General features: G+C 70.7%; 1 protein-coding gene and 1 pseudogene. One reads left to right on the top strand and one right to left on the bottom strand.

Annotated elements, in window-relative coordinates:
- Positions 1 to 771: AfsR/SARP family transcriptional regulator (locus tag JGS39_RS39805; RefSeq protein WP_219574626.1), on the bottom strand; the 771-nt coding region annotated here is incomplete at its 3' end.
- Positions 772 to 1,033: 262 nt separating this feature from the next.
- Here JGS39_RS39805 and JGS39_RS39800 point away from each other — a divergent pair.
- Positions 1,034 to 2,258 (top strand): annotated as a pseudogene (locus JGS39_RS39800) (amidohydrolase family protein).
- The last annotated feature ends 12 nt before the right edge of the window (positions 2,259 to 2,270 follow it).

The raw sequence follows: 2,270 nt of genomic DNA, 5'->3' as shown, positions 1-2,270 counted from the left end.
CGTCTTGCCGACGCCGCCGATGCCCGCGAGGGCCGAGACGGCCATGACCGAGCCCTCCGCGGTGGCCAGGCGGTCGCCCAGCTCGCGGACGAAGGAGGAGCGTCCGGTGAAGTCCGGCACCGTGGCGGGGAGCTGCGCCGGGAGAACCGGTGCCGAGGCCGGTGCGGGTTCGTCGACCGGGCGGGCCAGCTCCTCGTCCGCCCGCAGGATCCGCTGCTGGAGCGTGGCGAGTTCGGGGCGCGGGTCGACACCCAGCTCCTCGGCGAGCAGCCGCCGGGTGTCGGCGTAGACGGCGAGGGCCTCGGCCTGGCGGCCCAGCGCCTCGTTCAGCAGGGTCCTGGCCCGGCAGCGGTCGCCCGAGGCCCGGGCCTTCTCCGCGTCGGAAGCGCGGTCCTGGGCCACCGTCAGGTCGAGTGCCTCGGGCCCGATCCGCATCGCGTACCCGCCGGAATCGCTCGCCAGGGTCAGGGGGCCCAGGGTCTTGCGGAGGCGCGAGGCATAGGTGCGTACCGCGGCCAGGGCCTGGGAGGGCGGGTCCTCGCCCCAGATGGCGTCGATGAGTTCGGCGGCCGTCGCGGTGCGGCCGCCCCTGAGCAGCAGGGCCGCCAGCAGGGCGCGCTGCTGGGGTGAGCCGGAGGGCAGTGACTCCTCGCCCCGCCGGGCCCTCACCGGGCCGAGCAGGGAAAAGTACAGCCCGGCCTCCTCCACCGCCGCCCGTTCCGGGGCGCGTTGCTCCGGAACGCGTACCCGTGGCCCGTTGTCACGGCCCATTGCTGTCTCCTTGTCCCGCTCTGTGCGCTGCCCGGCACCTGGCATATATCCGGATTCACCTGGACCATCCGGATTGCTCCATACCGTTGGTATCGCCGTCAACAGTCTGCCTTGTGAACGGGGCGCGCGTCAGCAGTGGGTGACTCTCTGCACAAGCCCTCGACAACGATTGTGGAACGGGGCCCCGTCCCGGGGGCGCGTCCGGACTTCCGGACGCGCCTAACAGCTGACGGTTCGTCAGATCAACGCTACCTTGGTACGCATGGAGACCTTCCCGAAGATCATCTCGGTGGACGACCACACGGTGGAGCCCGCTCATGTCTGGCGGGACCGGCTCCCGTCCAAGTACGCGGACTCAGGACCGCGCATCGTCCGGGCGCCGCTCAAGGAAATGACCTTCATGGGCGGCAAGTTCGCGCCCGTGATGGGCGCGAAGGGGGACGACGGGCCGATCGGCGACTGGTGGGTGTACGAGGACCTGCACCGCCCGCTCACCCGGCTCGACACCGCCGTCGGCTACGACCGGGACGAGATCAAGCTCGAAGTCATCACGTACGAGCAGATGCGCCCCGGGTCGTTCTCGGTGCCCGAGCGGCTCGCCGACATGGACGTCAACCACGTCCAGTCCGCCCTCTGCTTCCCGACCTTCCCCCGCTTCTGCGGCCAGACCTTCACCGAGGCGAAGGACCGCGAGCTCGGACTGCTCGGGGTGCGCGCGTACAACGACTGGATGGTCGAGGAGTGGTGCGGGCCCGACGCGNCTCATCCCGCTCACCCTGGTCCCGCTCTGGGACGCCCGGCTGGCCGCCGACGAGGTCCGGCGCAACGCCGCGCGCGGGGTGCGGGCCGTGGCGTTCTCCGAGATACCGCCGCATCTCGGGCTGCCGTCCATCCACACCGACGACTGGGACCCGTTCCTCCAGGCCTGCGACGAGACGGGGACGGTGATCGCCATGCACATCGGCTCGTCCTCGAAGATGCCGTCCACCTCCGCCGACGCCCCGCCGGCCGTCGGCTCCACCATCACCTTCGCCAACTGCTGCTTCTCGATGGTCGACTGGCTGATGAGCGGCAAGTTCGAACGCTTCCCGAACCTGCGGATCATGTACGCGGAGGGCCAGATCGGCTGGATCCCCTACATCCTGGAACGCGCCGACGTCGTCTGGGAGGAGAACCGCGCCTGGGGCGGAGTGGCCGACAAGGTCCACCGGCCGCCGTCGGAGCTGTTCACCGAGCACGTCTACGGCTGCTTCTTCGACGACGCGTTCGGGCTGAAGAACCTGGACTCGATCGGGGTGGGGAACGTCCTCTACGAGACGGACTACCCGCACTCCGACTCGACCTGGCCCAAGTCCCGCGAGGTCGGTGAGGCGCAGATGGGGCACCTGGACGCCGACGTCGTGGACCGCATCGTGCGCCGCAACGCCATCGACCTGCTCGGGCTGACCGACGACGGGCTGTGGGCGGGGCCCGGCACGGGGGCGTGAGCGGGGGAGGGG

The sequence above is a fragment of the Streptomyces poriferorum genome, from assembly GCF_019399235.1.
Taxonomy (GTDB): domain Bacteria; phylum Actinomycetota; class Actinomycetes; order Streptomycetales; family Streptomycetaceae; genus Streptomyces; species Streptomyces poriferorum.
The sequence above is the reverse complement of the archived record's forward strand: the minus strand, read 5'-3'. Positions and strand labels throughout refer to the sequence as shown.